General features: G+C 52.7%; 33 protein-coding genes. 30 read left to right on the top strand and 3 right to left on the bottom strand.

Annotation, left to right across the window (positions count from 1 at the left end):
• Positions 1–18: 18 nt before the first annotated feature.
• From flgN to flgA, 3 genes are all read right to left on the bottom strand, one after another.
• The gene (gene flgN, locus LHL18_RS16760; protein WP_134058252.1) at positions 19–450 is read right to left on the bottom strand and encodes a flagellar export chaperone FlgN; all 432 of its coding nucleotides are present in this window, start codon (positions 448–450) and stop codon (positions 19–21) included.
• Entirely contained in the window at positions 447–740 is a 294-nt protein-coding gene (gene flgM / locus LHL18_RS16755; protein ID WP_226767928.1) for a flagellar biosynthesis anti-sigma factor FlgM, read from the bottom strand. The genes flgN and flgM overlap by 4 nt, the downstream gene beginning before the upstream one ends.
• 63 nt (positions 741–803) lie before the next feature.
• Positions 804–1574 (bottom strand): flagellar basal body P-ring formation chaperone FlgA, encoded by a 771-nt coding sequence (gene flgA / locus LHL18_RS16750; RefSeq protein WP_226767927.1) that lies wholly within the window; start codon positions 1572–1574, stop codon positions 804–806.
• A gap of 73 nt (positions 1575–1647) precedes the next feature.
• On the opposite strand from flgA, the gene flgB reads away from it, so the two are divergent.
• The 30 genes from flgB to flhB all read left to right on the top strand — a co-directional run bounded on the left by flgB (position 1648) and on the right by flhB (position 25242).
• On the top strand, positions 1648–2031 hold the full coding sequence (gene flgB / locus LHL18_RS16745) for a flagellar basal body rod protein FlgB (protein ID WP_273021456.1): 384 nt from the start codon (positions 1648–1650) through the stop codon (positions 2029–2031).
• A 2-nt stretch (positions 2032–2033) separates the two neighbouring features.
• Entirely contained in the window at positions 2034–2453 is a 420-nt protein-coding gene (gene flgC / locus LHL18_RS16740) for a flagellar basal body rod protein FlgC (protein ID WP_226767926.1), read from the top strand.
• A 12-nt stretch (positions 2454–2465) separates the two neighbouring features.
• Positions 2466–3134, top strand: coding sequence for a flagellar hook assembly protein FlgD (locus LHL18_RS19815; RefSeq protein WP_226767925.1), 669 nt, complete (start codon positions 2466–2468; stop codon positions 3132–3134).
• A gap of 10 nt (positions 3135–3144) precedes the next feature.
• Positions 3145–4341 (top strand): flagellar hook protein FlgE, encoded by a 1197-nt coding sequence (flgE, locus tag LHL18_RS16730; RefSeq protein WP_134058244.1) that lies wholly within the window; start codon positions 3145–3147, stop codon positions 4339–4341.
• An 11-nt stretch (positions 4342–4352) separates the two neighbouring features.
• The gene (locus tag LHL18_RS16725; RefSeq protein WP_226767924.1) at positions 4353–5087 is read left to right on the top strand and encodes a flagellar basal body rod protein FlgF; all 735 of its coding nucleotides are present in this window, start codon (positions 4353–4355) and stop codon (positions 5085–5087) included.
• Between the two features lie 13 nt (positions 5088–5100).
• Positions 5101–5886, top strand: a complete 786-nt coding sequence (gene flgG, locus LHL18_RS16720; RefSeq protein ID WP_134058240.1) for a flagellar basal-body rod protein FlgG — start codon at positions 5101–5103, stop codon at positions 5884–5886.
• A gap of 3 nt (positions 5887–5889) precedes the next feature.
• Positions 5890–6552: a flagellar basal body L-ring protein FlgH gene (gene flgH, locus LHL18_RS16715; protein WP_226767923.1), complete on the top strand. Its 663-nt coding sequence runs from the start codon at positions 5890–5892 to the stop codon at positions 6550–6552.
• Between the two features lie 10 nt (positions 6553–6562).
• Positions 6563–7657: a flagellar basal body P-ring protein FlgI gene (locus tag LHL18_RS16710; protein WP_226767922.1), complete on the top strand. Its 1095-nt coding sequence runs from the start codon at positions 6563–6565 to the stop codon at positions 7655–7657.
• Positions 7658–8128 (top strand): rod-binding protein, encoded by a 471-nt coding sequence (locus LHL18_RS16705; protein ID WP_226767921.1) that lies wholly within the window; start codon positions 7658–7660, stop codon positions 8126–8128.
• Positions 8125–9459, top strand: coding sequence for a flagellar hook-associated protein FlgK (gene flgK / locus LHL18_RS16700; protein ID WP_226767920.1), 1335 nt, complete (start codon positions 8125–8127; stop codon positions 9457–9459). Before LHL18_RS16705 ends, flgK begins: the two co-directional genes overlap by 4 nt.
• A 10-nt stretch (positions 9460–9469) precedes the next feature.
• Positions 9470–10366 carry a flagellar hook-associated protein FlgL gene (flgL, locus tag LHL18_RS16695; RefSeq protein WP_134058230.1) on the top strand — a complete coding sequence of 299 codons (897 nt, stop codon included), beginning with the start codon at positions 9470–9472 and terminating at the stop codon, positions 10364–10366.
• A 39-nt stretch (positions 10367–10405) separates the two neighbouring features.
• On the top strand, positions 10406–11431 hold the full coding sequence (locus tag LHL18_RS16690) for a hypothetical protein (RefSeq protein ID WP_226767919.1): 1026 nt from the start codon (positions 10406–10408) through the stop codon (positions 11429–11431).
• A gap of 6 nt (positions 11432–11437) precedes the next feature.
• Complete coding sequence (locus LHL18_RS19810) at positions 11438–12772, top strand: motility associated factor glycosyltransferase family protein (RefSeq protein ID WP_226767918.1); 1335 nt, start codon at positions 11438–11440, stop codon at positions 12770–12772.
• A complete protein-coding gene (locus LHL18_RS16680) occupies positions 12769–13044 on the top strand; it encodes a hypothetical protein (RefSeq protein ID WP_134058224.1) in 276 nt (91 codons plus the stop codon). The genes LHL18_RS19810 and LHL18_RS16680 overlap by 4 nt, the downstream gene beginning before the upstream one ends.
• Before the next feature lie 101 nt (positions 13045–13145).
• Positions 13146–14012, top strand: a complete 867-nt coding sequence (locus LHL18_RS16675) for a flagellin N-terminal helical domain-containing protein (RefSeq protein WP_226767917.1) — start codon at positions 13146–13148, stop codon at positions 14010–14012.
• A gap of 89 nt (positions 14013–14101) precedes the next feature.
• Positions 14102–15397, top strand: a complete 1296-nt coding sequence (fliD, locus tag LHL18_RS16670) for a flagellar filament capping protein FliD (protein WP_226767916.1) — start codon at positions 14102–14104, stop codon at positions 15395–15397.
• A 16-nt stretch (positions 15398–15413) separates the two neighbouring features.
• The gene (gene fliS, locus LHL18_RS16665; RefSeq protein ID WP_134058217.1) at positions 15414–15806 is read left to right on the top strand and encodes a flagellar export chaperone FliS; all 393 of its coding nucleotides are present in this window, start codon (positions 15414–15416) and stop codon (positions 15804–15806) included.
• 270 nt (positions 15807–16076) lie between these two features.
• Positions 16077–16403, top strand: a complete 327-nt coding sequence (locus LHL18_RS16660) for a hypothetical protein (RefSeq protein WP_226767915.1) — start codon at positions 16077–16079, stop codon at positions 16401–16403.
• Positions 16400–17599, top strand: a complete 1200-nt coding sequence (locus LHL18_RS16655) for a flagellar hook-length control protein FliK (protein WP_226767914.1) — start codon at positions 16400–16402, stop codon at positions 17597–17599. The genes LHL18_RS16660 and LHL18_RS16655 overlap by 4 nt, the downstream gene beginning before the upstream one ends.
• 14 nt (positions 17600–17613) lie before the next feature.
• A complete protein-coding gene (locus tag LHL18_RS16650; RefSeq protein WP_134058210.1) occupies positions 17614–18042 on the top strand; it encodes a flagellar basal body-associated FliL family protein in 429 nt (142 codons plus the stop codon).
• A gap of 9 nt (positions 18043–18051) precedes the next feature.
• The gene (locus LHL18_RS16645) at positions 18052–18771 is read left to right on the top strand and encodes a FliA/WhiG family RNA polymerase sigma factor (RefSeq protein ID WP_134058208.1); all 720 of its coding nucleotides are present in this window, start codon (positions 18052–18054) and stop codon (positions 18769–18771) included.
• A 19-nt stretch (positions 18772–18790) separates the two neighbouring features.
• Positions 18791–19648, top strand: a complete 858-nt coding sequence (gene motA, locus LHL18_RS16640; protein WP_134058206.1) for a flagellar motor stator protein MotA — start codon at positions 18791–18793, stop codon at positions 19646–19648.
• A complete protein-coding gene (locus tag LHL18_RS16635; protein WP_226767913.1) occupies positions 19648–20652 on the top strand; it encodes a flagellar motor protein MotB in 1005 nt (334 codons plus the stop codon). Before motA ends, LHL18_RS16635 begins: the two co-directional genes overlap by 1 nt.
• Positions 20639–21058 carry a PilZ domain-containing protein gene (locus tag LHL18_RS16630; protein ID WP_134058202.1) on the top strand — a complete coding sequence of 140 codons (420 nt, stop codon included), beginning with the start codon at positions 20639–20641 and terminating at the stop codon, positions 21056–21058. Before LHL18_RS16635 ends, LHL18_RS16630 begins: the two co-directional genes overlap by 14 nt.
• Positions 21051–21935: a FliM/FliN family flagellar motor switch protein gene (locus LHL18_RS16625; protein WP_226767912.1), complete on the top strand. Its 885-nt coding sequence runs from the start codon at positions 21051–21053 to the stop codon at positions 21933–21935. The genes LHL18_RS16630 and LHL18_RS16625 overlap by 8 nt, the downstream gene beginning before the upstream one ends.
• Positions 21932–22291 (top strand): FliM/FliN family flagellar motor switch protein, encoded by a 360-nt coding sequence (locus tag LHL18_RS16620; RefSeq protein WP_226767911.1) that lies wholly within the window; start codon positions 21932–21934, stop codon positions 22289–22291. The genes LHL18_RS16625 and LHL18_RS16620 overlap by 4 nt, the downstream gene beginning before the upstream one ends.
• Complete coding sequence (fliP, locus tag LHL18_RS16615; RefSeq protein ID WP_226767910.1) at positions 22284–23045, top strand: flagellar type III secretion system pore protein FliP; 762 nt, start codon at positions 22284–22286, stop codon at positions 23043–23045. Before LHL18_RS16620 ends, fliP begins: the two co-directional genes overlap by 8 nt.
• Entirely contained in the window at positions 23042–23311 is a 270-nt protein-coding gene (locus tag LHL18_RS16610; RefSeq protein ID WP_134058196.1) for a flagellar biosynthetic protein FliQ, read from the top strand. Before fliP ends, LHL18_RS16610 begins: the two co-directional genes overlap by 4 nt.
• Positions 23308–24087, top strand: a complete 780-nt coding sequence (fliR, locus tag LHL18_RS16605) for a flagellar biosynthetic protein FliR (RefSeq protein ID WP_134058194.1) — start codon at positions 23308–23310, stop codon at positions 24085–24087. Before LHL18_RS16610 ends, fliR begins: the two co-directional genes overlap by 4 nt.
• Before the next feature lie 3 nt (positions 24088–24090).
• Positions 24091–25242, top strand: coding sequence for a flagellar biosynthesis protein FlhB (gene flhB, locus LHL18_RS16600; RefSeq protein ID WP_226767909.1), 1152 nt, complete (start codon positions 24091–24093; stop codon positions 25240–25242).
• Positions 25243–25245 lie beyond the last annotated feature (3 nt).

Raw genomic sequence — 25245 nt, 5'->3', positions numbered from 1 at the left:
GGCAAGCCCGTTATAGGGTTACAATGGCATAGCAGGGTAGCTGGTACGGCTTTGCAGGCCGGTCAGTTTCTGCATCAGCTGGCGCTGGCTGGCCAGTAATTTACCGCTTTTCTCATTTTTGGCCTGACATAAGCGCGATTTTAACGTCAGCTCCTGCAGCAGTTGGCGGGTACCGTGCTGCAGCGGTGCCGGTAAACGGCTGACTAACTGGCGTAAACCGGCAGCGGTGTTAGGCAGGCCAAACTGCTGCAGCAAGCTATCACGCGCACTATGGTTATGTTGCACCGCTGTCATCAGTTCTAACGCTTGTTGGTTCAGCTGTTGCAGTGGCTCACTGCTGCGCCGGCTCATCAGCTCATATTGCTGATCCAGTAACTGGCTAAGGGTATCCAGCCGTTGCACGTCCTGTTGCAAACTGCTGATAAAATGCTTCAGCAGCTCGGCACTCATTTTTTATGCATATCCACAATAGCGTTGACCAGGGCGTCTTCATCCAGTACCAGCTCACCACGGGCAATGGCCTGTTGCAGCTGACGCACTTTATTCATATCGACACCGTCGTGGCTGGCCATATTGGCAAAGCTCTGCTCCAGCGCGCGGCTGGCACCACTGACATTACTGGCCGGGGTGTCGGCTCCGGCTGGGCTGACTGTTGCTTTCGCCGTGCCCGGGTTTTGCTGCTCTTGTGTCAGCCGGTTTACCGGGTTCACCTGCAAGCTGTGTTTAGGCTCAATTTTCATACTGGGGTTCCTGCAATTCTGCTCTGTTAATAATAAGCGGCGTGCCGGCGGTAAAACTTAAATTTATTTCTGTGCAGATTCGACGTTATTTTCTGCAGTAACGATAGCATCCAGCACCTTGCCGGAGCTGATATTCTGCACGCTGATTCGCTCGCCCAGTACACCGTCGCTCAGGGCAATGGCACTGGTGCTGACAGCAAAGCCATCGCCACGGTAATGCAGCGTCACCTGAGCACCTTTTTGCACCAGATAGGCCGCTTGCAGTAAATGGCGGCTCACCACATCACCGGCGCTGATACGGCGCTTTACTGTCATGCCCAGTAAAGGCGCGGCAGAGAACTCCAGCCCGTGGCGCAGGGTACTGACTTCCTGCGGTTGTATGCTCAACATATCGGCGCTGAGTACTTCGCCGCGTTCCAGCGTTCGGGTTGCCACCACCAGCGGCAGCCACAGTTTAACCTGTGCCACAGCGCGGCTTTGCCAGCGCTTGGGGGCCGTGCAGGCCAGGCTGTAACTGAGCCGGCCCAGCGGCGGCTCGCTTTGCTGTGGCCTGCTAATGTCAAGTTTGCTGCAGTCTCGTTCAGCCAGTGAGCCGGGCAGGCTGAGCTGAATATCCTGTTGCTGCGCTTTTACCCCTAACTGTTGCAGATACTGCGCAAGTTCTGCCTCAACCTGTTGTTGCAACGCGGTTTCAACCGGCATTGCCTGCAGCGGGCTACTACGCAGGCACAGCACAGCCAGCAGCATAAACGCCAGGAAAGCGCCACGCTTCCGCTGCGGAAGTATTGCTTCCGCTTTTGGCGGTAATATGGCTAAGAAAGCAAAATAATTCATTGATAAATATCACTTTTAAAATGTGGCACAGAGCTTGTAAAACCCAATGACAGCAATGGCAACCTGTTTCTAAGTGAGTAATCTGCACATGTTTGATAAAGCGCTTGGCGTCCATCCATTTTCACTTCAGCTGCGCATGGACAGAGCCGAAATTATTGCAGGCAATCTGGCCAATGTCGATACACCGGGTTTTAAGGCACGGGATATCAACTATAAGCAAATCATGCAGGACGTGGCTTACAGCATAGAGCACGGTCAGAACCGGCCACTGACAGCAGCCGAAGACGGTCATCAGTTGCTGTACCGCACACCTTATCAGGCTTCGGCTGATGGCAACACGGCTGAACTGAACGTTGAGCAGGCAAATTTCGCTGCCAACACTATGGATTTTCAAACCAGCCTTACATTTTTAAATATGAAAATCAGCGGCTTGCAAAAAGCGATTAAAGGGGAATAAGGATGTCTTTTAACAGCATTTACGATGTCAGTGGCAGCGCGATGCGCGCCCAGGTGATGCGGCTTGACACTATCGCCTCTAACCTTGCCAACGCTGATACCGCGGCCAGCACAGAAGCCGGCGCTTATAGGGCGTTAAAGCCGGTGTTTGCTGCGTTGTACAAACAAACGACGGAGCAGCAAAGCCTGGCGGCTGAAGTGCAGATGATGGGCATCACCAGCTCCAGCCGGCCGGTAGAGCAGCGCTACGAGCCTAACAACCCACTGGCCAATGCTGACGGCTACGTATTTTATTCTAACGTCAACGTGCTGGAAGAAATGGCTGACATGATGTCTGCATCGCGCAGCTATCAAACGTCTGTTGAAGTGATGGGCCGGGTGTCCAGTATGCAGCAAAGTGTGCTGCGTCTTGGCCAGCAGTAAAGGAGTAGCAGCGTGAGTGCAATCAGTGGCTTAGGTGCCAGCAATAACAGCGCCTCCAACAACACTATCGCCGGTAATGGCAATAATGCTGAAGGCTTATCAACCATGTTTCTTGAGTTGCTGGTGGCGCAGATCAGCCATCAGAACCCGCTGGATCCGATGGATGGCACTCAGTATGTCAGCCAGCTGGCGGAGTTTGCCAATGTCGAAAGCCTGCAAAGCCTGAAAATCGATTCGGGCAAAAATCTGGAACTGCAGGCCAGCCAGCAAGCGTTGCAGGCCACCGGGCTAATCGGCCAGCAGGTGGATGTTGCCGCCGACAGCATAGTGCTGGAGCAGCGCGGCGAGATTAAAGGCGCTATTAACCTGGGTGTCGACGCCGATGCTGTTGAGCTACGGCTGTATAACGCCGAAGGCAAGCTGATGCAGCAACAAAGCCTGGGCTACAGCGGCGTGGGTACGCTGCGCTTTGCGTTTGATGAGCAGGTTGCCGGCGGTTACTACGTACAGGCTGATGCCATTATCGCTGGTAAGCCGCAGCCACTGACCACCCTGCTTAGCGGTGAAGTGGAACGGGTGTCGCTGGGTAGCAATAAAGACGACATTATTTTACAGATCAATGGTTTAGGTAATCATTCGCTGCTGGATACCAACCAGCTGGCGCTGGGTGGAAACAGCTAAGGATTTTACTATGTCTATGTTCAATATCGGCTTAAGCGGCCTGAAAACGACACAGAAAGCACTGGAAGTAACCAGTCACAATATTGCTAACTCTGGTACCGCTGGTTTTAAAAGTGGCAGCGCTGAGTTTGCCGCTGTCTATAACGGTGGTCAGCGTGGTGGCGTAGATGTCAGTGACATCAAAGAAAATTTCAGCCGCGAAGGCGGTGTTGTCAGCACCGGTTCGGCGCTGGATTTAGCCATTACCGGCAAAGGCTTTTTTGTCGTGTCAGAAAATGGCCGTATGGCCTACACCCAGGCTGGCCGCTTTGATCTGGACAAAGATCAGAACATTATTAACAGCAGCGGCAACCGCCTGCAGGGTTACGGCATTGATGCGCAGGGTAACCTGGTGCCTGGTGTGTTAACCGACCTGAAAATTGAAGCGGCCAATATACCGGCAGAGGCATCAACGGAGGTGGCTTTTTCGCTGAACTTAAGCTCGGCCAGTGATGTGTTGCCGGCCGCTGGTTTCGACCCGGCCGTGGGCAGCAGCTACAACTATTCACAGTCGAGTGAGATTTTTGACTCGCTGGGTAACAGCCATACGCTAACACAGTATTTTATTCATACCGGGCCCAATACCTGGGAAACCCGCTACTTTGTTGACGGTGCTGATTTAGCGACGCCGTCGACGCTGACATTTGACCCCAGTGGACAGCTGTTAACCCCGGCCACACCGTCAACGGTGGCGCTAAGCTACACCCCGACCACCGGCGCCGCCGTGATGAACTTTGGCGTTAACCTGACCAACAGCACGCAGTTTGGCAGTGGCTTTAATATTTATGAAAACGACGCTGACGGTTTCACCGCCGGTGAGTTTGCCGGTGTTGCTATTGCTGAAACCGGTGAAGTGTTTGCCACCTTTACCAATGGCGAAACCAAGCTGCAGGGCCAGGTGGTGCTGGCTAACTTTGCCAATGTAAATGGCCTGGAAACCGGTAATAAAACCGTATGGTACGCCACCAATGAATCGGGTGCTGCGCTGTACGGCACACCGGATGCCGGCAGCTTCGGCGCACTGCTGTCCGGTGCCTATGTCGGCTCTAACGTTGATATCAGCGAGCAGCTGGTTGATTTGATGGCGTTCCAGCAAAACTATCAGGCCAACGCCAAAACCATCAGCAGCGCTGATGAAATGATGCAAATTCTGTTTAGTGCCACCTAAGGGACTGCATTATGGAACGCTTAATTTATACCGCCGTTTCGGGCGCTGAGCTAAACCAGACGGCACTGCGTGTCAGTGCTAACAATCTGGCCAACGTCAATACGCCTGGCTTTAAAGCCGATATTGAACAGGCGCAGGCAATGATGGTGGCTGGCGATGGCTTTCGCAGCCGTTATCAGGCACAGCTACTGCCGGTATTCACCAGCCTGAGCAATGGCCCGGTACAACAGACTGGCCGTGATCTGGACGTAGTATTAAGCGATGGCGGCTTTTTGGCTGTAACCGACGCCGACGGCAATGAAGCCTACACCCGGGCTGGTAATCTGCAGGTTGAAGCCGATGGCCGCCTGACATTAAACGGTTACACCGTGCAGGGCGAGCAGGGCGATATCGTGCTGCCGGAATTTGGTGCCATCGACATTGGCGCCGACGGCACCATTAACCTGCTGCCGGTGGGCGGCGGCGTCATTGAACAGGAAGGGCGGCTGAAACTGGTCAGTGCCGGTGATAACACGCTGGTGAAAGGGCTGGACGGTTTATTGCGGCCACAGCAGCAAGATGAACTGGCAGCCGATCTGGCAATTACGCTGCGTACCGGCGCACTGGAAGGTTCTAACGTTAACGCGGTGGAAGAAATGGTCAGCACCATGAACATCAGCCGCCAGTTCGAAATGAATATCCGCATGATGAAAACCGCCGATGAGCTTGCCGTGTCGGGTAACAAATTAATTAGCGGCAACAGCTAATAGGAGCAGCGCAATGAATTCAGCTTTATGGGTAAGTAAAACCGGTTTAGCGGCGCAGGACATGCGCATGACCACTATTTCAAACAACCTGGCGAACGTCAGCACCGCCGGCTTTAAAAAAGACCGCGTGGTGTTTGAAGATTTGTTTTACCAGATCCAGCGCCAGCCAGGCGGTCAGGCTGATGAGCTGAATCAGGTGCCATCTGGTATTCAGGTCGGTACCGGTGTGCGGATAAATGGTACACAGAAAATCTTTACTGAAGGCAACTACGAAACCAGTAACAACCCGCTGGATGTCGCCATTACCGGCCAGGGCTTTTTTCAGATGGAAAGCCCGGACGGTGAAATTCTGTATAGCCGCAGTGGCCAGTTTCAGCCCAATGCTGAATCACTGATGGTAAACGCCAATGGTTTGCCACTGCTGCAAAATATCGCCATCCCGGAAAACGCCACCAAAGTCACCATCGGCAGTGACGGCACTGTCACTGCTGTGCTGGCGAATGAAATTGAGCCGGTAGAACTGGGCCAGATTTTAACAGTGAACTTTGTTAACCCGGCTGGCCTTGAAGCGCTGGGCGGTAACCTGTTCCGCGCCACGGCGGCTTCTGGCGAGCCGATTGAAGGCGTACCGGGTGAAGAGGCATTTGGTGCGCTGCAACAGGGCGTGATTGAAGGTTCTAACGTTAGCGTGGTCGACGAAATGGTTAGCATGATTGCGGTGCAGCGTGCTTATGAAATGAACGCCAAAGTGGTGTCGGCAGCTGATGAAATGCTGCGCTTTATTAACCAGAGCCTGTAACTGATGAAAAACTTATCTGTGCTGTTGTTACTAAGCCTGCTGGCAGGTTGTGCCAGCCCGTCTGAACCTGTGCATCAGGCTGACTGGGAGCAAGTGGTGGCAGCGCGCAGCAGTAACGAGGCCGAGCCTGGCCTAACAGAGGGTAGCCTGTACAGCGACCGTTATATGTTTACGCTGTACGAAGACAAACGCGCCTATCGCGTCGGTGACATTCTGACGGTCGAGCTGAACGAGCGCACCCAGTCGAGTAAAAGCGCCGATGCCAGTGTTGATAAAAATACCGGTATCAATGTCGGTGTGCCGCTGGTGGGTAACCTGAATACGTCTGAGCTGGCGATGGAGCTGAATTCGCGTTCACGCTTTGACGGTGAAAGCACCGCCAGTCAGCAGAATTTCCTGCGAGGCTCCATTACTGTGCGTGTTACCGATGTACTGCCAAACGGCGCACTGGCTATCCGCGGTGAAAAATGGATCAAGCTAAACCAGGGCGATGAGTATATCCGGCTGCAGGGCCTGGTGCGGCCGGAAGATATTGATGTCACCAACCGTGTGTCGTCACAGCGTATTGCCGATGCCCGTATCAGTTATTCCGGTAAAGGCGAAATGGCCCGCGCCAGCCAGGCTGGCTGGTTTACCCGCTTATTTAATTTACTGAACCCGTTTTAACCGAGGTGTTATGAAAGCGCTTATTGCCGGTTTGTTATCAAGCTTACTTGTTCTGCCCGTTGCAGCCAGGCCGCTGCTGGATCTGGTGGATATTCAGGGCGTACGCGATAACCAGCTGGTTGGTTATGGTCTGGTGGTGGGCTTGCCCGGCTCCGGCGATAAAACGCAGATTAAATTTGCCGCCCAGTCACTGAACAATATGCTGAAACAGTTTGGTGTGCAGCTGGATGAAAGCAGTTTACCTAAATCAAAAAACGTCGCCGCGGTTGCTGTAACGGCTACGTTGCCGGCCAACGCCAGCCCGGGTCAAACACTGGATGTGACCATTATGTCACTGGGTGATGCCAAAAGCCTGCACGGTGGCAGCCTGATGCTGACACCGCTGCGCGGGGTAGACGGTAAAGTGTATGCATTGGCGCAGGGTAACCTGGTGGTCGGCGGTTTAAATGCAACCGGTCAGAGCGGTTCATCGGTCACGGTAAACGTGCCGACAGCCGGTATTATTCCGTCGGGCGCCATTGTCGAGCGTTCTGTCGCTCAGCTGTATCAACCGGACAGTGAAATTACGCTGAATTTACGCCAGCCGGATTATCAGACCGCGCGCAATCTTGTCACCGCCATTAACGAGGTGTTTGGCCCGGATGTGGCGCGTGCAGAGCATAAAGGCAAGCTGAAAGTCAGTGCACCGGCCGATGCCAACAGCCGCATTACCTTTATGTCGATGTTGCAGGATATCGATGTGCAGGAGGGGCGGCAGCGGCCAAGAGTCGTGTTTAACAGCCGCACCGGCACCGTGGTAATGAACGATGTAGTACGGGTAAAACGTGCTGCCGTCAGTCACGGCAGTTTAACGATCACCATCAGCGAACAGCAGGGCGTCAGCCAGCCTGGCCCGTTTAGCAATGGTACCACCACGCCGGTGCAGAACAGTGCTGTTAACGTGGAAGAACGTGCTGCCAATATGATGCTGTGGCCTGAAGGCAGCTCGCTGGAAGAAATTGTTAAAGCCATAAACGCGCTGGGGGCAACGCCGGCGGAACTGATGTCTATTCTGATTGCGCTGGATAACGCCGGCGCACTGGATGCTGAACTGCTGGTGATTTAAATGAATATAACCCCTTTATCTGCATCTTCTCTATCTGGTCTGGCGATAGACCCCCGTGCAGTCGCTGGTATTGACGCCAGTCAGGACGCCGCCAGCCGGTTAAACCAGGCGGCTGAACAGTTTGAAGCCATCTTTTTGCAGTTGGTGTTAAAAAATATGCATGCCGGTACAGATGCCATTGCCGGTGAACATGGCATGTTTGCCAGCAATGAAGCGCAGACCTTCCGTGATATGCACGACGCGCAGCTGGCGCAGTCGCTGGCGTCGAACCAGCAGCTTGGCTTGTCAGAAGCCATAGTAAAGCAGCTTGGCGCAGGCCTTTCGCAAAGCGAAAATAAATTTAAGCAACTTGTCGATGCTGTCGCTATGCCTGATAAGGGGGCGTTGACTCTGGTGACGCCACAATACAGCAATAATGCGTTCAGCCAGCCATTATGGCAGGCAGATCCTAGTGGGAATTCCGGTTTATGAGCATGCTTTTAAACGGCGTATCAGGCCTTAATGCGGCTAACAGCGCACTGGGTGCCGTCAGCCAGAACGTCGCTAATGCGGCGGTAAAAGGCTACAGCCGGCAGACGGTGTATCTGGAAACTGCGGCCGGTGGCCTGAACGGCGTTAAAGTAACTAAAATCGACCGTATTGTTAACAGCTTTTTGAACGATGATATCTGGCGTACCAGCGCAGACACCGGTTATTACGAAGGTTTTCAGAACTATATTGGTTATCTGGAGCAAATTCTGGGTACCGAATCACTGAATCTGAATGATGCGGTCGCCGGTATCCGCGCGTCATTCAATGCCGCTATGTCTGCACCGGATTCTGCCGCTTACCGCCAGCAGGCATTATCGTCGGCGCAGTCGCTGGTACAGGATATTGCGCAGATCAACGGTGCCTTATCTGACCAGCAGGCCAAGCTGGGCAAAGAGCTAAGCGATCTGGCAGATAACAGCAGTTCTTTGCTACAGCAAATTGCTGAAATGAATAACAAAATCAGCAAAGCGATGGCGCTTGGTCAGCCGGTGGCCGAACTGTCTGATGCGCGTGAGAATCTGGTGACCGAGTTATCCGGCTATCTTGGCGTAGACATTACCGATGTCGGTGACGGTAATCTGAATATCAGCAGTAAAAATGGTGCACCCTTAGTGGTGGGCAGCAAAGCCGCTGCTGTCAGCGTGACCGGCACCAGTGTTGATGTCAGTTTTAACAGCCAGAATTTCGCGCTGAACGAATTTGTTGGCGGGCGCATCGGCGGTTTGCTGAATGTCGATGCCACTGTATTGCAGCCGAGTAAATTACAGCTGGAAACTATCGTTAGCAGCGTTGCTGACTCGGTCAACACGGCATTGTCGGAAGGCTTTGATTTAAATGGCTTACCCGGTGAGCCACTGTTTGTTTACAACCCGGCCGATGTATTGGGCACCTTTGGTGTTAACGCTGCGCTGGAACCTGATGATCTGGCCTTTACCGGCCGGGTGGATGATGGTTTTGGTAACTGGATCCCCTCGGGTGGCCGTGGCGACAACGGCAATATCGCCAATCTGGTGTCAGCACTAAATGGCTCTATGACCGGTTATGACACCCTGATCGGCGATCTGGCGATTCAGAGTAAACAGGTGCAAAGCAGCGTGAAAACGGCGCAGTTGTTAAAAGACAACGCGCTGGCGGCGCGCGACAGCGTCAGCGGCGTTAATCTGGATGAAGAGGCCGCCAACCTGATGTTTTACCAGCAGTTATATGATGCCAACGCCAGAGTGATCAGCACAGCCGATCAACTGTTTAAAACCCTGATTAATATTTTCTGAGGTCGCTGAAATGCGTGTAAGCAGCAATCAATATCATCTGACAACGATCCGCAATATTCAGCAGTCAACGGCTGAATACAGCAAGCTGTCTACCCAACTGGCGACCAATCAGCGCATTCAGAAACCCTCAGACGACCCGCTTGGCTCGGTAATGTTGCTGACGCTGAACAGTGAGCTGACCAAGCTGGACCAGTACAAAAGCAATATGAATGCGGTGCATTTTAATCTGGGGCAGCAGGAAACCCAGCTTAGCAGTATCATTAATACGCTGTACTCTATTCAGGAAATTGTCACCACGGCAGCAGACGGCTCTGCCGGGCAGGCAGAGCTCGAAGCATACAGCCAGGAACTGTCAGTACTGTTTCCGGCCATTGTCGATTTGCTCAATGCCAAAGATGGCAACGACAACTATTACTTCTCCGGCAGCTTAACCGATGTTAAACCCTTTGAGCGCGACGGTGCAGGAGTTTATCAATACTTAGGCGATGACAGGGTGCGCGATGTTGCCGTGTCAGATAATTCCAGCGTGCCAGCCAATATCACCGGCGATAAACTTGACCCCGGCGTCACTTTTTTAAATGAAATGCAAACCTACCTGGATCTGATAGCGACAGCACCTGCTGCCGGAGTAGGGAATGAATCACGTGATCTGTTGGGCCATATCAGTAACTTTTTTGCCAGCGTCAGCGGTGAGATTACCCGTATTGGTGGCACGTTAGCGTCGCTGGACGAAATGGCACTGGGCAATGACGACATAGCGCTGTTTACCGAAAATCTGCGTGACGATATTAAAGAAGTGGACTACCCGGAAGCCTATGTGCAGATGAATCAGGCAATGGCATCGTATGAATCATCACTGAAGGTGTATTCCAGCGTGTCACAGCTGACTTTGTTTTCCTATGTCTGATGCTGATATCTGAGCGTATTTGCCGGTAAGGGGACGATAATGCAGCTGTCAAATGCGGTAGAGAAGGTAAATAACAGTGCGCTGACCCCACTTAGTGCAACGGACAAAGCTGCTGTGGTAAAAGCTGTGCAGCAGGACGATGCCGGGCAAAAAGTCCCACAGTCACGCCAGTCGCGGCAAATTCAGGTATTAAGTAAATGGGCGCTGGCAGCTGATGTGTCTAAACAGCTGAGCCAGACTGATCAAACTGAGCGTAGCATCCGGCTGGCCTATCAGGAACTGGAAAACCTGCGCCGGCAACTGAATTCGCCTGCCGCCGCCAGATTATCCGCCGATCAGCAACAACAGGCGCAGCAAAAATTGCAGCAGCTGGAGCAAAAACTGGCGCGCAGTGATTCTGGCCTGAACGCGCAGCTGATGCCGGCAGGCACAGCCCCGGCGCCGGTAAGCGCCAGCTTAACGAACAACATTGATCTGTTGTCTGAACGACGCCAGAGCGAGCAGGTAAATATTCTGCTTGGCCGCAGTGGCGGCGCGGTCAGTATCAGCCTGCCTGCCGGGCAAAGTGTCAGTGAAAACCTGCAAAGTGTGCAGCAAGCCTTTGCACCGCAGCAAATCAGTGTCAGCGCTGATAATCAGCAGCAGCTATATTTCTCAACCGAAGCCCGTAATGCCCGTAAGTTGCAGGAGCCCTGGCTGTTAACCGGCCAGGGTGTGCGGGTGGCGGCCGGCAACCCGGTTAGTGTGGCATTGCAACCTGCCGACAGTGCGCTGACACAACTGAGCAAAGCGGCTGGCAAAGCGGACAACGTGCAGGCGTATCAGCAACAGATCCAGTTAGTACAGCAGCAGTTAAAAGATGCACTGGGCAAAGTGCAGGCGCAGCGTGCCGCGTTGCAGGCTCAGTTAGCGGCGATATCGCAGCAACAAAGCGATGCAACAGAGCTAAATGCGTTAAGCCAGCAACTGCGGCTTAACATGCAAAGTGGCAGTAAAAGCGCGGTATCGGTAGTGATGTCACAGGCCAATATCACCCGTAGTCTGGTTGAATTTGGTTTGGGATAAGTCTGCGTGTCTGATTCGTGTTTTTCCGATAACCTCACTGTCATCAGCCGGCGCTGGCCGGCGCTAACATCGGTAATACTGCAGGCGGCTGACGAGCAACACCGGCCGCAGGTGCAACTGGCACAAGGGCGCGACAGCACCTTGCTGATTAACGGTGTTCAGCTTACAAGCCGGCACGACCGGCAAAAAGAAGCCCGCGAACTTACCGCCAAACTTCCTGCTGATAGCCGCAAAATTACCCTGTACGGCACTGGCCTTGGCGATGTACAACAATTGCTTTTGGCATCAGCTCAGTTGCAGCAGCTTAACGTCTGCATTATGAACGAATATGTGTTTGCGCTGGTGCTGCAACTGCTTGACCAACGTCACTGGCTTAACGATGACAGAGTAGAGCTGCTGTTGGCCGCTGCACAGCAGGATATTGAATTACCTTTCGTGGTTTCGCCGTCAGAGCTGGTACTGGTCAGTGATACTCAGCGTGAAATCGCAAATCAACTGAGTGCAGAGCGCGATGCGGAATATGTCGCCGCCCAGGTAATGCGCGCGGCAGAGCCTTATATGCACCGGCTGGCAGAGAATAAACACTACTGGCAAAACGACAAAGCGGTGCAGCAGTTGTTTAACTCTGTTCAGCCACAGCAACAGGTATTTGTCATAGCGTCAGGCCCGTCACTGGAGCAGCAGTGCCACTATCTTTACCAGCGTCAGCAACAACGCAATGCACCACTGTTAATTGCGGTCGATACTGCGGTAAAAGCGCTGTTGGAACATAATGTTGTACCAGATATCGTTATTACGATGGACCATAAAATCGGCCCCTGGCATCTGCCTTGTGCCAAGCTGCCGCCAACGACGGCTCTGGTGTATTTTCCGTTAACGCACTCGCAGTTGCTGACAGACTGCACTGGCCCGCGTTATGTGGCGATGAGCCAGAGTAAGCTGTTTGACAGCGTCCGCGCGGAGCTGGGTGCGGCTTCGTTATTCATCCATGGCAGCGTGCTGCACCCCGCAGTGGATTTGGCAGTTAAAATGGGCGCGACGCAATTGGTGCTGTTCGGTGCTGATTTTGCTTTCAGCGCTAACAAAACCCATGCCGGCTGGCAAGACAAAATGCTGGGGCCGGGCTATGCCAGCGCCACAGACTGGGTAGAAAACGTGCAGGGTGAAAAAGTACCGACGCTACGTAATTTACTAACATACCGCTTGGGCCTGGAGCGCTTTATCCGTGCACATGCGTCAGTGCAGTTTTTTAATGCATCTAAGGCCGGGGCGGTGATCGCAGGCACTAAGCCATTTGATGAGGCTGGGCCCGGTAACGTTGTGGAGCAAGCTGAAAAATGAGCACAGAAATAACTACGCTGGCTGAGTATCAATGCCAGGCCACTGAACTTGCACTGCAGTTTCGTTGTGGCAGCCATACCCAGGCAGCTGTTGAACTCGCGGCTATGGTAGCGCAGCTGGTACAGGCATTTTCATCACAGCCCGCCCACTATGCCACTGAACTGCAAAATATTCTGCAGGCGGTGCTGAATTGTCAGGCACAACGTGACTGGCTTGGGCTGGCGGATTATCTGGAATACGAGCTGCAAGACTTGCTGCACCTGTGCAGTTAACGCTTTTTATTCAGTTGACGTAAATTTCCGAAAATTTTTTTTAGTTTTGAAACTGCAGCGCCGCTTTATATCTGTGAGCATCAATCACAGGAGATTCCACGATGGCTTTATCAATTCAATCAAATATGGCGTCAAAATCTATCCAGAACCAGCTGGGTCGTACTAACAACCATTTGTCAGTAGCGCTGGAGCGTTTAGGTTCAGGTTTACGTATTAACTCTGCTAAAGATGACGCTGCCGGTTTGCAAATTGCTAACCGCTTAAATGCGCAGGTACGTGGTCAGGATGCCGCAATTTATAATGCTAATAACGCTATGTCTATGCTGCAAACAGCAGAAGGCGCGTTTGAAGAGATGACCAACATTGCATACCGTATGAAAGAGCTGGCAACGCAGGCAGCTAACGGTACCAACAACTCTTCAGAATATACTGCAATGAACTCAGAGTTCACAGCACTGCGTGATGAAATGACTAACATCATCAGCAACACTTCATACGGTTCAGGCACTAAGTTACTTGACGGTACAGACGGTAAACTGAACGCGTCTGTAGATTTTCAGATTGGTTCTTCTGCGGCTGAAGTGCTGAGCGTAGATATCTCTACCGAGCTGGGTGACCTGGATACTGCTATGACTGCGACAGAGTTCGCAGCTGGTTTTGACAGCGGTGTGCCTGCAGATGACCAGGCAGATGCCAAAACTGTTATGGGCCAGGTTGACAGCGTGATCAATGCGATTGGTGCGGCCCGTGCGTCACTGGGTGCCAGCATGAACCGCCTGGATCACACCATCAATAACGTAACCAACATGAAAGAAAACACCGAAGCGGCCGCTGGCCAGCTGATGGATGCTGATTTCGCCAGAGAAACGTCAAACATGACTAAACAGCAGTTACTGATGAACTCTGGTATTTCTGTACTGAGCGCATCTAACAGCACCACTCAGATGATTGGTTCTTTACTGCGTTAAGTTAAACGGCAGAGTGTTGCTCTGTCTGACACTCTGTCAGCGTTGCGCTGGCAGGGTGTTTCTTCTTAGTTTCTATCAGGGTATAGGTTATGGCATCGTCATTTTTAAGCATAGATCCGCAATATCTGGCCAGTCAGTACACCCAAATTGAGCGCGCCAGCAAAGATCAGCTATTGGCAGGTAGATCCAAACAATTTACCGCCCAGTTAGATGCAATTAAAAAACTGCAAACGTCATTAAGCGGTTTCCTTACCCAGATTAAAGATTTTCGCAGCGCCGATAAAAGCATACTGGCCAATACCGCGACCAGTAGCAGCGAATCGACGCTGAGTATTAAAGCCGGCGGCAATGCCGTGGCCGGTAACTACGAAATTTTTGTTGAACAGCTGGCGCAAAACCATCAGCTGGCGCTGTCATTTGACCCGACAGCAACACTGGCGACAGATGGTGAATTGAGTATTGACCTGGCTGGCAGCAGCTTTTCTGTCGATTTAGCCGGTTTGCCGGCGAATGCCAAACTCAGCGATCTTGCCGCTGCAATTAACAACCATGCCGACAACGACGGCGTTAGCGCCACACTGGTACGTAGCGGTACAGAGACCTTTCTGGTCATTTCCAGCGATGAAAGCGGCGCCGCCAATCAGTTGAACCTGAGCTTCACGCCCGGAGCCGACCCAGCAGGTGCCGATATCACGGCAGCACTGGCCGGGCAAAAAGAGTTAAAAGCCGCGCAAGACGCCATAGTACGGCTGGGTAGCGACACCGCTATCAGTGTGACCAGCAGCAGTAATACGCTGACCGATGTGATTGAAGGTGTGACGCTGGACTTATTAAAAGCGCAAACTGCAGGTGACAGCCCGGTATCGGTCAAAGTAGGCCAGGATGATGAGGCGATAAAGAAAAACCTGCAAAGTTTTATTGATGGTTATAACAACATTGTCGGCAGCATCAGCAAAGACACTAACCTGAAAAACGACAGCATGGCGCGCAGTGTACAAAACCAGTTTCGTGCCATTTTTCAGGGCACCTTTGAAGGCAGCACCCTGTACAGTGTCGGCATTGAGTTCGACCGTAACGGTAAACTGAATATTGATACCGAACGGTTTGACGCTGCGCTGCAGAAAGATCCGGCCAAGCTTGAAACCATGTTAAGTGGCGACAATGGCATGCTGGCGAAACTTGAAACCACAATAGAGCCGTACAGTAAAAGCTTTGGTTTGCTCGGTGACAAACAAAAAACCATTCAGGCCAGCCTGGATTTAATCACCGAAAAGCAAAAGCGGCACGATTATTCCATGGAGTTAACCTATAAGCGTTACCTGAGTCAGTTTACGCAGATGCAAGTAACGATAGCGCAGCTGGAAAGCTCGATGGGACAATTTTAATTAGCAGGACACACCTATGTTAGATTTTGCCAATGGCTATCAGGCCTACCAGAACACCTCGGTTGAAGGTAAAGCCGCCGGAGCCGATATTCATAAGCTGGTGCTGATGTTATTCGATGGTTTTCTCGATGAGCTGGCCCGCGTAGAGGGCCATATTCAGGCCAAACGCTTTGATAAAAAGGCGGCCGGCACTGAGCGGATGCTAAAGATCCTCGGTGGGCTGGAAGCCTCGCTGGATCAGCAAAACGGCGGCGAAGTGGCTGCCAATATGCAGCGGCTTTACCAGCACTGCGGCCAGGCGGTGTTAGCGGCCAGCCTGAAAAACGATTTAAGCCAGCTTGATACAGTGCGCGTTATTATGACCAATCTGCAGGAAGGCTGGCAGGGGCTGGCGCAAAACGCCGCTTGAGTTTAGCAGTACCTTTTCTTCCACTGTTACATGTGTACCTGATGTAACCTTTCACCGCTGCTCTGGCAGCGGTTTTTTTCACTCTGCACCAGCTGTTGTTATTTTACCCCGGGTTGCGGCAATGCCGTTGTGTCCTTACTTCCGTCAGGCGGAAGTAACGCTTCCGCTTTGATGGCTTTCTTGCTTTTATTTCTATGTAAATCAGTAAGATAAAATATGGCCTGACAGTTGCTATCTCAGTTCGGATAAGCCGTTTTCCCGAGGTTGTGTGTGTCGCTGAGCCATTTAAACAGTACTGATATCGCCAGAGCGCTTACGCAGTTACAGCATGAGTTGTTGCTGGCTGCGCGTGCACATGACTGGCAACGTCTGCGGGCGATGGATCGTCAGCTGCTGGCGCTGGTACAGCGTATAACGCAGGCCGGTGCTAAAGCCCAATTCAGTGCTCAGCTGAGTGCGCTGCAGCAGAATTATCAGCATGTGTTGCAACTGGCAAAGCACGAACTGCAGCGTACCGAGCTGCAGATGGCACAGTTTAATAAAAACCGACCAGGCGTGGTGGCCTACCAGCAAACAACAGAAGGGAAGACACCATGATACCTGTACTGCGTCAGCTGGCAAATCAGACCGCCGATACGGCGGAAACCGTCGTCGGCACTAATCTGGCTGATGACGGTGTAACAGCACTACCTTATCAGCAGCTGCTGGCACAGCTGGCGCAACAAAGCGCGGAAAATCTGCAGCCGGGCGAGGCAGATATATCTGACGACGACACTGTGCCGCCAGAGCCGGCAACCGATAGCAGCGCGTTAGCCGAGCTGCCGCAACTGGTCATGCCGCTGCCGGCAGACAACAACCTGCCGTCACCGCTGACAGAGCCTGCGGTTACGCTGGCATCATGGTCGCTGATTAGCCAGCAATATACCCCTACTGCTACCGCGGCAGAGCATGCCGATACGCTGGAGAACAAGGCGACGCAAACTGGCAGTATTGTTCAGCTTGCAACAGCCGCCAGTATCTTACTGCCAACAGTTGCTGCAGCTAATACTGCGCCAACGCCTGGTTCAGTACTATCGCCTTCGGTAGCCATTAACACTGCGTCGCGCCTGGAGCCTGTGCCCGCCACTTCGGCCACCGTTCTGCCGGTATTACCTTTAGCAGATGGCGACAGCATTGAGCTGCCGCAACAGCCAGCGCAACAGAGCGTAAACGCTGCTGCCACATTGCAGCAATTTATTCGCCAGGCGCTGTCTTCACGCCAGGCCAGCGATACCACACCGGTCGGCGCTGTCACCACCAATGGCGTTACAAACAGCAGTGACACAATGTTTAGCTGGAAAGCTGAACTACCAGGCCAGAGCAGCAGTGCGCATAACAGTCAGTGGAGCCAGAAGCTGGTGCATCTGCTGGCTGACAAAATTAACTTGCAGCTGGGCCAACAAATTCAGCGTGCGCAAATCCGGCTTGACCCGCCTCAGCTTGGCGTCATTGAGCTCAGCGTCAGTCTGGATGGTGAGCGTACCAGTGTGCAGCTGTATGCCGCCAATACACAGTTACGTGAAGCGATGCAGCAAAACCTGGACCAGCTGCGCCAGCAACTGGCACAACGGCTGGGTAATGAGCAAATGCTGAATATCGACGTGCGCCAGCAATCACAGCAGCAATCTGGTCAGCATAACAGCGCGCAGCAACAGATTGTTGCAGCACATTTTAATGAGGTACCAGATGATGCGGCAGAGTCTGCAGCAGCGCCTGGCGAAAACGCGACAAACTGGCTGAACCGGCTGGTATAGGAGAGCAGTAACAGATGAAAGCATTAGTGTTAGTGATTGCAGCCGTGTTGCTGCTGGCTGCCGGCGGCGGTGCCGCTTACTTCTGGCTGGATGCACAGCAAAGTAAAAGCAGCGTAGTGCAGAATAAACCGCTGTTTTATCCGCTGGAACGCTTTGTGATCAGTGTCGATTCGGCGCAGCATTCACGGTATCTGGTACTGGAGCTGACACTTACCAGCCACAGTGCTGATGTGATGGCAGCACTGCCGGATGCGTCACCGCTGCTGCGCAATGCACTGGTAGAGCACTTTAGCAATATCAGCCACGCCGATGTGAAAACCGGCTTTAAAGACATTCCGGCAATTCAGACACAGCTGCTGGATAAATTTAACCAAACCCTGAACCAGAATGCGTTTAGTTACCAGATTGAACAGGTGCTGGTAACCAACGTGTTTATTCAGTAAGGCCAATTTATGCTGGCAACCACTCAATGGCCTGAGCCGGAGCAAACGGGCAACTTCAGTTTCAGCCCGGCACAGGAAAGCGTGTTGTTAAACCGTTACAGCTACATCGTTAAACGTGCCGCCGGCCATTTACGCAGCCTGGTTGGCAGCATGGTTGATAAAGACGATTTACAGCAGATAGGTCTGATGGGGCTGCTAAGCGCCTTACGCCGCTATGGCCGCGATGTGGATGAGCAATTTGAATCTTATGCGTTTAAACGGGTACGCGGTGCCATGCTGGATGAGTTTCGCCGCATCGACTGGCGGCCACGGCAGTTGCGCCAGCAATCACACCAGCTACGAGATAAAAGCCGCGAGCTGACGCGTCAGCTCGGGCGCATACCAACCGATGATGAGTTGTGCGAAGCCATGGGTATAGATGGCGCCACCTTGCTGGAGTTGCAGTACGTTGGTCAGGCTGAAGCGATGGAAAGCCTGGACTTATTGCTGGAGCAACAGGCTGATGCCCAGCTTGGCAGCACCAATTTAAACCAGCTGGAGCTTAAGTTATCGCTGAAAAAAGCCATGTCGTCATTACCGGAGCGCAACAAGTTATTGCTGCAGCTGTATTACGCCCATGAGCTGAATATGAAGGAAATTGCACTGGTGCTGCAGTTAACAGAATCGCGGGTATGTCAGCTGCATAAACAATCAGTGGAGATGCTCAGCAAAAAGCTGGCGCAGTGGTAAAGGTACAGGAAGCAAAGCAATGCAGAAAATAGTAGGTTTTATCATCGTTCTGGGTACTGTGGTTGGCGGCTTTATGTTTGCCGGCGGCAACGTGGCCACTTTATGGCAGCCGGCAGAATTTCTGATCATCTTCGGCGCCGGCTTTGGCGCGCTGATTGTTGGTAACTCCAATTACGTGCTGAAAGAAATGTGGTTTCAGGTGAAGTCACAGTTTGGTAAGCACAAAGACAGCGGCGCTTTGTACCGCGAATTGTTGCTGTTGATGTACACGTTGTTGGATCTGGCAAAAACCAAAGGCCTGCGTGAACTGGATGAGCATGTGGAAAACCCGCAAACCAGCTCGGTATTTCTGGCTTATCCGCTGGTGCTGGAAAACGAGGCACTGGTGGTATTTGTTTGCGATAACCTGCGCCTGATGAGTATGGGCAAACTCAGTGCCCACGATTTCGATACGCTGCTGGAGCAGGAAATTTATACCATAGAGCAGCAAAAACTAAAGCCATCCTCAGCGATGTACTCGGTGGCAGAAGCCATGCCTGGCTTCGGTATTCTGGCCGCTGTTGGCGGCATTATCATTACCATGCAGCATCTGGATGGCCCGCTGAGCAATATCGGTTACCACGTTGCAGCGGCACTGGTAGGGACTTTTATCGGTATTTTTGGCTGTTATTGCCTGATGGCGCCGCTGAGCTCTGCGATGGAGCAATATGTGAAAAAGCAACTGGCGCTGCTCGATTGTGTGCGGGCTATTTTGGTGGCGCATGCCAAAGGCCATGTCGCGATTGTGGCGACCGATTCCGGCCGGCGCATGATCAATGAAGAGCAGAAACCATCGTTTACCACGATGGAGCAGTGGATCAACGATAAGGCCGCCTGATGAACAGCTCGCTCGTAATCATTAAACGCAGCGCGCGCCACAGCGCTGCCAAAGCCAAGGCCGGTGGCGCCTGGAAAGTCGCCTTTGCCGACTTTACGCTGGCGATGATGGCATTTTTTATGGTGCTGTGGATTTTAGAAGTATCTAACGTCAAAGAGCGTGCTGAAATTGCTAACTATATGCGCACACATTCTATTTTTGATGGTAGCCCGGACCCGTTTAAACCCGGTAACAGCCCGTTTCCGGTCGATTTGGGCGGTACACCGTCAATTGTAGATAAAAACTCTGCTAATGCCTTGCCACCGGACAACCCGCTGCCGGGGATGTCGGAATACCTGCAGGTGCCATCCGGTGACGAAAAACCGCTGGCGGGCATGGGCGACAAGCTTAACTCGCTGATCGACGGCCAGTTTGATACCCCGGCCCAGCTCAGCCTGCTGTTACAGGCGTTTGAACAACTGGCCGCGCAGCAGCTGGCACAGGAACACATTCAGGTCGATATAGTGCCGTCCGGGCTGCGAGTTATTATCCGTGACAGTAAACAGCAACAGATGTTTGTTCGCGGGCAAATCCGTATGACGCCATTTTTTGAAGACTTGCTGTTAAGCCTGGGGCAGGTATTTAAAAAGGTGCAGAACAAACTGATTATCTCGGGCCACACCGACAACACGGCTTTCAGTGGCAGCCAGTACAGTAACTGGGAGTTATCGGGTGACAGAGCACTGCAGGCGCGTCAGGTGCTGGCCGCCGGTGGCATGCCGGTCGAGCGGGTCGCGCAGGTCGCGGCGTTTTCAGCAAACCGGCCTTTGAATGAAGAAGATAAAGGCAGCAGCGAAAACCGCCGTATTGAGCTGTTGATCCTGACCTCGGCAGCCGAAGCTGAGCTCGACCAGCTATTTTCTCCTGGCAGCAAAGACAATGCTGTGCAACAGGCAGCCGCCGCGGCAAGTTATAACCAGCCGGTTGGCCGAAGCGGAGTGAAGGTTACCGATGCCAGCAACTAAGCCCGATATTGCAAGACGTTATCTGCGCTGGTACTTCAGCACCGCCAATCAGCCGCACGAAACTCAGACCAAAGGTATTGCCGTCAAACTGAAGCAACCGGGCCTGTTTGGCTCGCAGTTGTGCCAGGCGGTGGTGAAAGATATCAGCCTCGGTGGTGCGGGTTTGCTGGCGCCGCTTAGCAAAGCTGTACCGGATATGCTGGTGGTGGAGTATGACAGTGAAACCCGCATTAAAGCCGAAGTGATTTACCGCCGTGCCGTCAGCGACAAGCTCGAGTTTTTGGGCATCAGCTGGCTGGATACCAAACGTGAACAGCGGCTGCGTTTACTGCGGCGTTTAAGCAAAAAAGCGTACCGTGTATCGCGTGATGCCGGGGCAAACCAAGAAGTAACAGCAGATGAATAAGCACAAAAAAACCGGCGTTATTATCGCCGCCGATGCCGCTGGCCGTTATCAGCCGTTCGCGCTGACGCTGGATCAGCGCCGTTTTAGCCAGGCCAGCATGGCCGCTAAACAGCATTTGCCTGAACTGGCTCAGGCCGTAGAGACTGAACTGAGCCGGCTGTTGACTGATGTGGAATTCAGTATAGAGCTGAGTTTATGTCAGGGCACAGGCCTGGATAGCTGGCTGGCAGAGCCTGGCCGTCTGTTACTGCAATGTCCGGTGCTGGTACCAACCGACAGTTACTGTTACATGGCGCTGGATTATACCGGTGTGCACCATCTGGCCGACCTGTCGCTTGGCGGCCAGCTCAGCAAAGTGGTGGCGCTGGAGGAGAAACCTGAGCTTAGTGCCTCTGAGCTGCGCATCTGCAGCCGTATCGCGCAGCGGCAGTTGCAGGCAATACAGCACTTTTTATTTAAAGAGCAATCGGCGCTGCCAGCTACTGCGGTCAAGCAGCAACTGGAACCCGCCCGCTTTCAGTATCTGCCGCTGAAGGTTCGTCTGTTGCTGGATGCTGAGGCCATCAGCTGGTTTGTCTGGCTACCGCTGGCGTTTTTCAGTGCCGCTTCAGAAGAAAGCCCGGTCAGCGTCAGCGCTGTTGATATGTCGCCGTGGCCACAGGTGCCGGTGCAGTGCAGGGTAGAAATGGCACGAAAGAAAGTTAGCTTACAGCAACTGCAGCAGGGCCTGAAAGGCGAGATCTTACCGATAGAGCTGCACAGCGACATGAGTTTTATGCTGAATAACCGCACCCTATTTTCAGGCAAGGTAGCAGAAGATGCGAACGGCCTGGTATTTCAGATCACCGATATAGCAACCAAAGAGACACTAGCATGAGCGAAAACCCGAACAATGGTAATGGCCTGGATGCGGCATTAGCCGGATTAGACATGATGGATATGGACGACATCTTTGAGCAGGGTACTGACAACGCAGTAAAAACGGATGGCTTGTCGATGTTTCGCGATGTACCGCTGACGGTAACCCTTGAGGTTGCCAGTGCTGAGGTGACGCTGGGCGAACTGAGCCGTGCCAGTGTTGGCGACGTGTTGCCGCTGGACAAAGCCGTTGGCGAAGCGCTGGACGTTAAAGTAAATGGAGTTTTGTTTGCCAAGGCTGAAGTGGTGATGGTAGATGGCAAGTATGGCTTGAAGTTTGTCAACCGTAACATGGCTGCGGAGCATCATGCATAAGCCCATACTGCGGCAGCTGATGCTGGCCGTACTGCCTTTGCTGCTGATGCTGCTGCCAGCTCTGGTGCAGGCACAGGATATGACAGTGTTGTCGGTGCGCGACGCTGACGGCGGTCAGGATTACAGCGTTAAGCTGCAAATTCTGCTGCTGATGACTGCGCTTAGCCTGATCCCGGGCATGCTGATGGTGCTGACGTCTTTTACCCGTATCGTCATCGTACTGGCGATACTGCGACAGGCGCTGGGTTTGCAGCAAAGCCCGCCAAACCGCGTGCTGATTGGTATAGCGCTGATGCTGACATTGCTGATTATGCGCCCGGTGTGGCAGGACATTTATCAGAATGCGTTTAAGCCTTATCAGGCTGAAGAAATGACACTGGAGCAGGCGTTAGTGCGGGCTGAGCAGCCGCTGCGGCAGTTTATGCTGGCGCAAACCCGCGAAAATGAGCTGCATCAGGTATTACTGATTGCCAAAGAACCCACCACGATGGCTGCTGCAGATGTGCCGCTGGATGTGCTTATTCCGGCGTTTGTGCTCAGTGAACTGACGACAGCGTTTCAGATTGGCTTTATGTTGTTTTTACCCTTTTTGATTATCGATATGGTTGTCGCCAGCGTGCTGATGTCGATGGGTATGATGATGCTATCGCCGCTGATCATCAGTTTGCCGTTTAAACTGATGATTTTTGTGCTGGCCGATGGCTGGTCTATGGTCGCCGGTACTCTGGCCGCAACGTTTGGAGCCTCGCCATGAGCCCGGATCAAAGCACAGAACTGGTTGCCCAGGCTATTTATACCATTATCAAAATTCTGCTGGTGATGGTGGTACCCAGTTTGATCCTGGGGCTGATTATCGCAGTGTTTCAGGCTGCGACGTCGATTCAGGAACAGACGCTGACATTTTTACCGCGCATGGTTCTGACCCTGCTGATGCTGGTGTTTGCCGGTAACTGGATACTGCAAACACTGATCGACTGGTTTCGTAACCTGATGCTGATCATTCCCGGAGTGTTTGGGTGAATTCGCTGATTTCACTCAGCAGTGCTGAACTGATGAGCTGGATAGGCGCTGTCTGGTGGCCGTTTGTGCGCCTGTCAGCACTGCTGTGGGCGATGCCGGCGTTTGATAACCCTGGTGTGACGCCGCGTGCCAGAATATTGCTGGCGGTATTTATTAGCTTTTTACTCAGCCCGATCCTGCCTGCTATGCCAGCAGTCGATCCGTTTTCGCTGGATGCAGCGGTAATGACGTTTGAGCAGATTGGCTTTGGCATCATGATGGGGCTGGCTGTACGTATGCTGTTCGAAGTGCTGATGATGGCGGGCATGATGCTATCGATGCAAATGGGCTTGTCGATGGCGACGATGATGGACCCGGCCACCGGTGACTCTGCACCGCTGCTTGGCCATTTATTCTGGATCATGGGCGCTTTGTTGTTTTTTGCGCTGGGCGGCCATTTGCTGGTAATGGCAGCGCTGGTCGACAGCTTTACGCTGTGGCCGGTAGGCAGTGGCCTGTATCAGTTAAACATCACAGTGCTGTTGCAAATGTTTGGCTGGATGTTTGGTGCTGCCTTGCTGGTTGCCCTGCCGGGTATTATTTCCATGTTACTGGTTAACCTGACATTTGGCATCGCCACCCGCTCGGCACCCTCGCTGAACATTTTCGTATTGGGCTTTCCGATGAATATGGTGCTCGGCTTTGTTTGTGTCTACCTGACTGTCGTGCAAACCGGCCAGCGTTTCTCCGGCATGATAAACGACATGCTGAATAACCTTTACCTGTTGATGAGATAAGCGATGGCAGAGCAAAGCAGTTCACAGGAAAAAACCGAACAACCCACGGCGAAACGATTAGAAAAAGGCCACAAAGAAGGCCAGATCGCCCGCTCAAAAGAGCTGAATACCGCTGTACTGCTGATTTTAGGCATTGCCGGTTTGTTGTGGTTTGCCCAGTTGTTTCTGACGTTATTTATGCAGTTGATGCAGCGCAGCCTGCAACTGAATAAAGCCATGCTGGCAGACGAGAAGCTGATGCCGGTTGCTGTAGGGCAGGCGTTCGGCGATATGCTCGGTACGCTGTTGCCTTTTCTGTTTTTACTGTTTATCGCTATGGTGATTACCGGCGTGTTACCGGGCGGTTTTATCTACTCAGCCAAATTATTCAGCCCAAGGTTTCAGCAGCTTAATCCGTTAAAAGGCCTGGCGCGGATGTTCAGTCTGAATGCACTGGTAGAGCTGGGTAAATCCATCCTGAAAATTACGCTACTGGCCGGCTGTCTTTACTTGTTCTTAAGCCAGCTGTGGCAGCGTTTGCTGATGTTGCAGCGGCTGGACCTGAATGTTGCCTTACAGGAAGGCATGGGGCTGTTGGCATTGTGCCTTATGCTCACCGCCTGCGCCTTGTTATTGATTGCGGCCATTGATGTGCCTTATCAGGCGCACAAAATTGCCAAAGAACTGAAAATGACCAAACAGGAAGTGAAAGAAGAACGTAAATCCGCTGATGGCAGCCCAGAGATAAAAAGCCGGATCCGCCAAATCCAGTTTCAGATGGCAAACCGCCGTATTGAAGAGCGGGTGCCAAAAGCCGACGTGATCGTGATGAACCCAACGCATTATGCGGTCGCGATTCGCTACAGCGAAAAAGATGCCCGCGCGCCCTATGTGGTGGCCAAAGGTATTGACGAAATAGCGCTGCGTATTAAGGGCGTGGCGCAGCGCCATCAGATAGAAGTGCTGGAAGTGCCTGTGCTGGCCAGGGCAATTTATTACTCGACCCGAGTCGATCAGGAAGTACCAAAAGGCTTATACACTGCGGTGGCCTATGTGCTGACCTATGTTATGCAGCTAAAAGCCTACAAGCATGGCCGCGGCCAGCAACCGGCGCCTTTGCCGGCGCTTGAGATCCCGAAATCTTTGTTAGATAAAGCTAAAGTCCGAGGTAGTTAAACA

Source organism: Rheinheimera aquimaris (assembly GCF_020531985.1).
In the GTDB taxonomy this organism is placed as follows: domain Bacteria; phylum Pseudomonadota; class Gammaproteobacteria; order Enterobacterales; family Alteromonadaceae; genus Alishewanella; species Alishewanella aquimaris.
The sequence above is the reverse complement of the archived record's forward strand: the minus strand, read 5'-3'. Positions and strand labels throughout refer to the sequence as shown.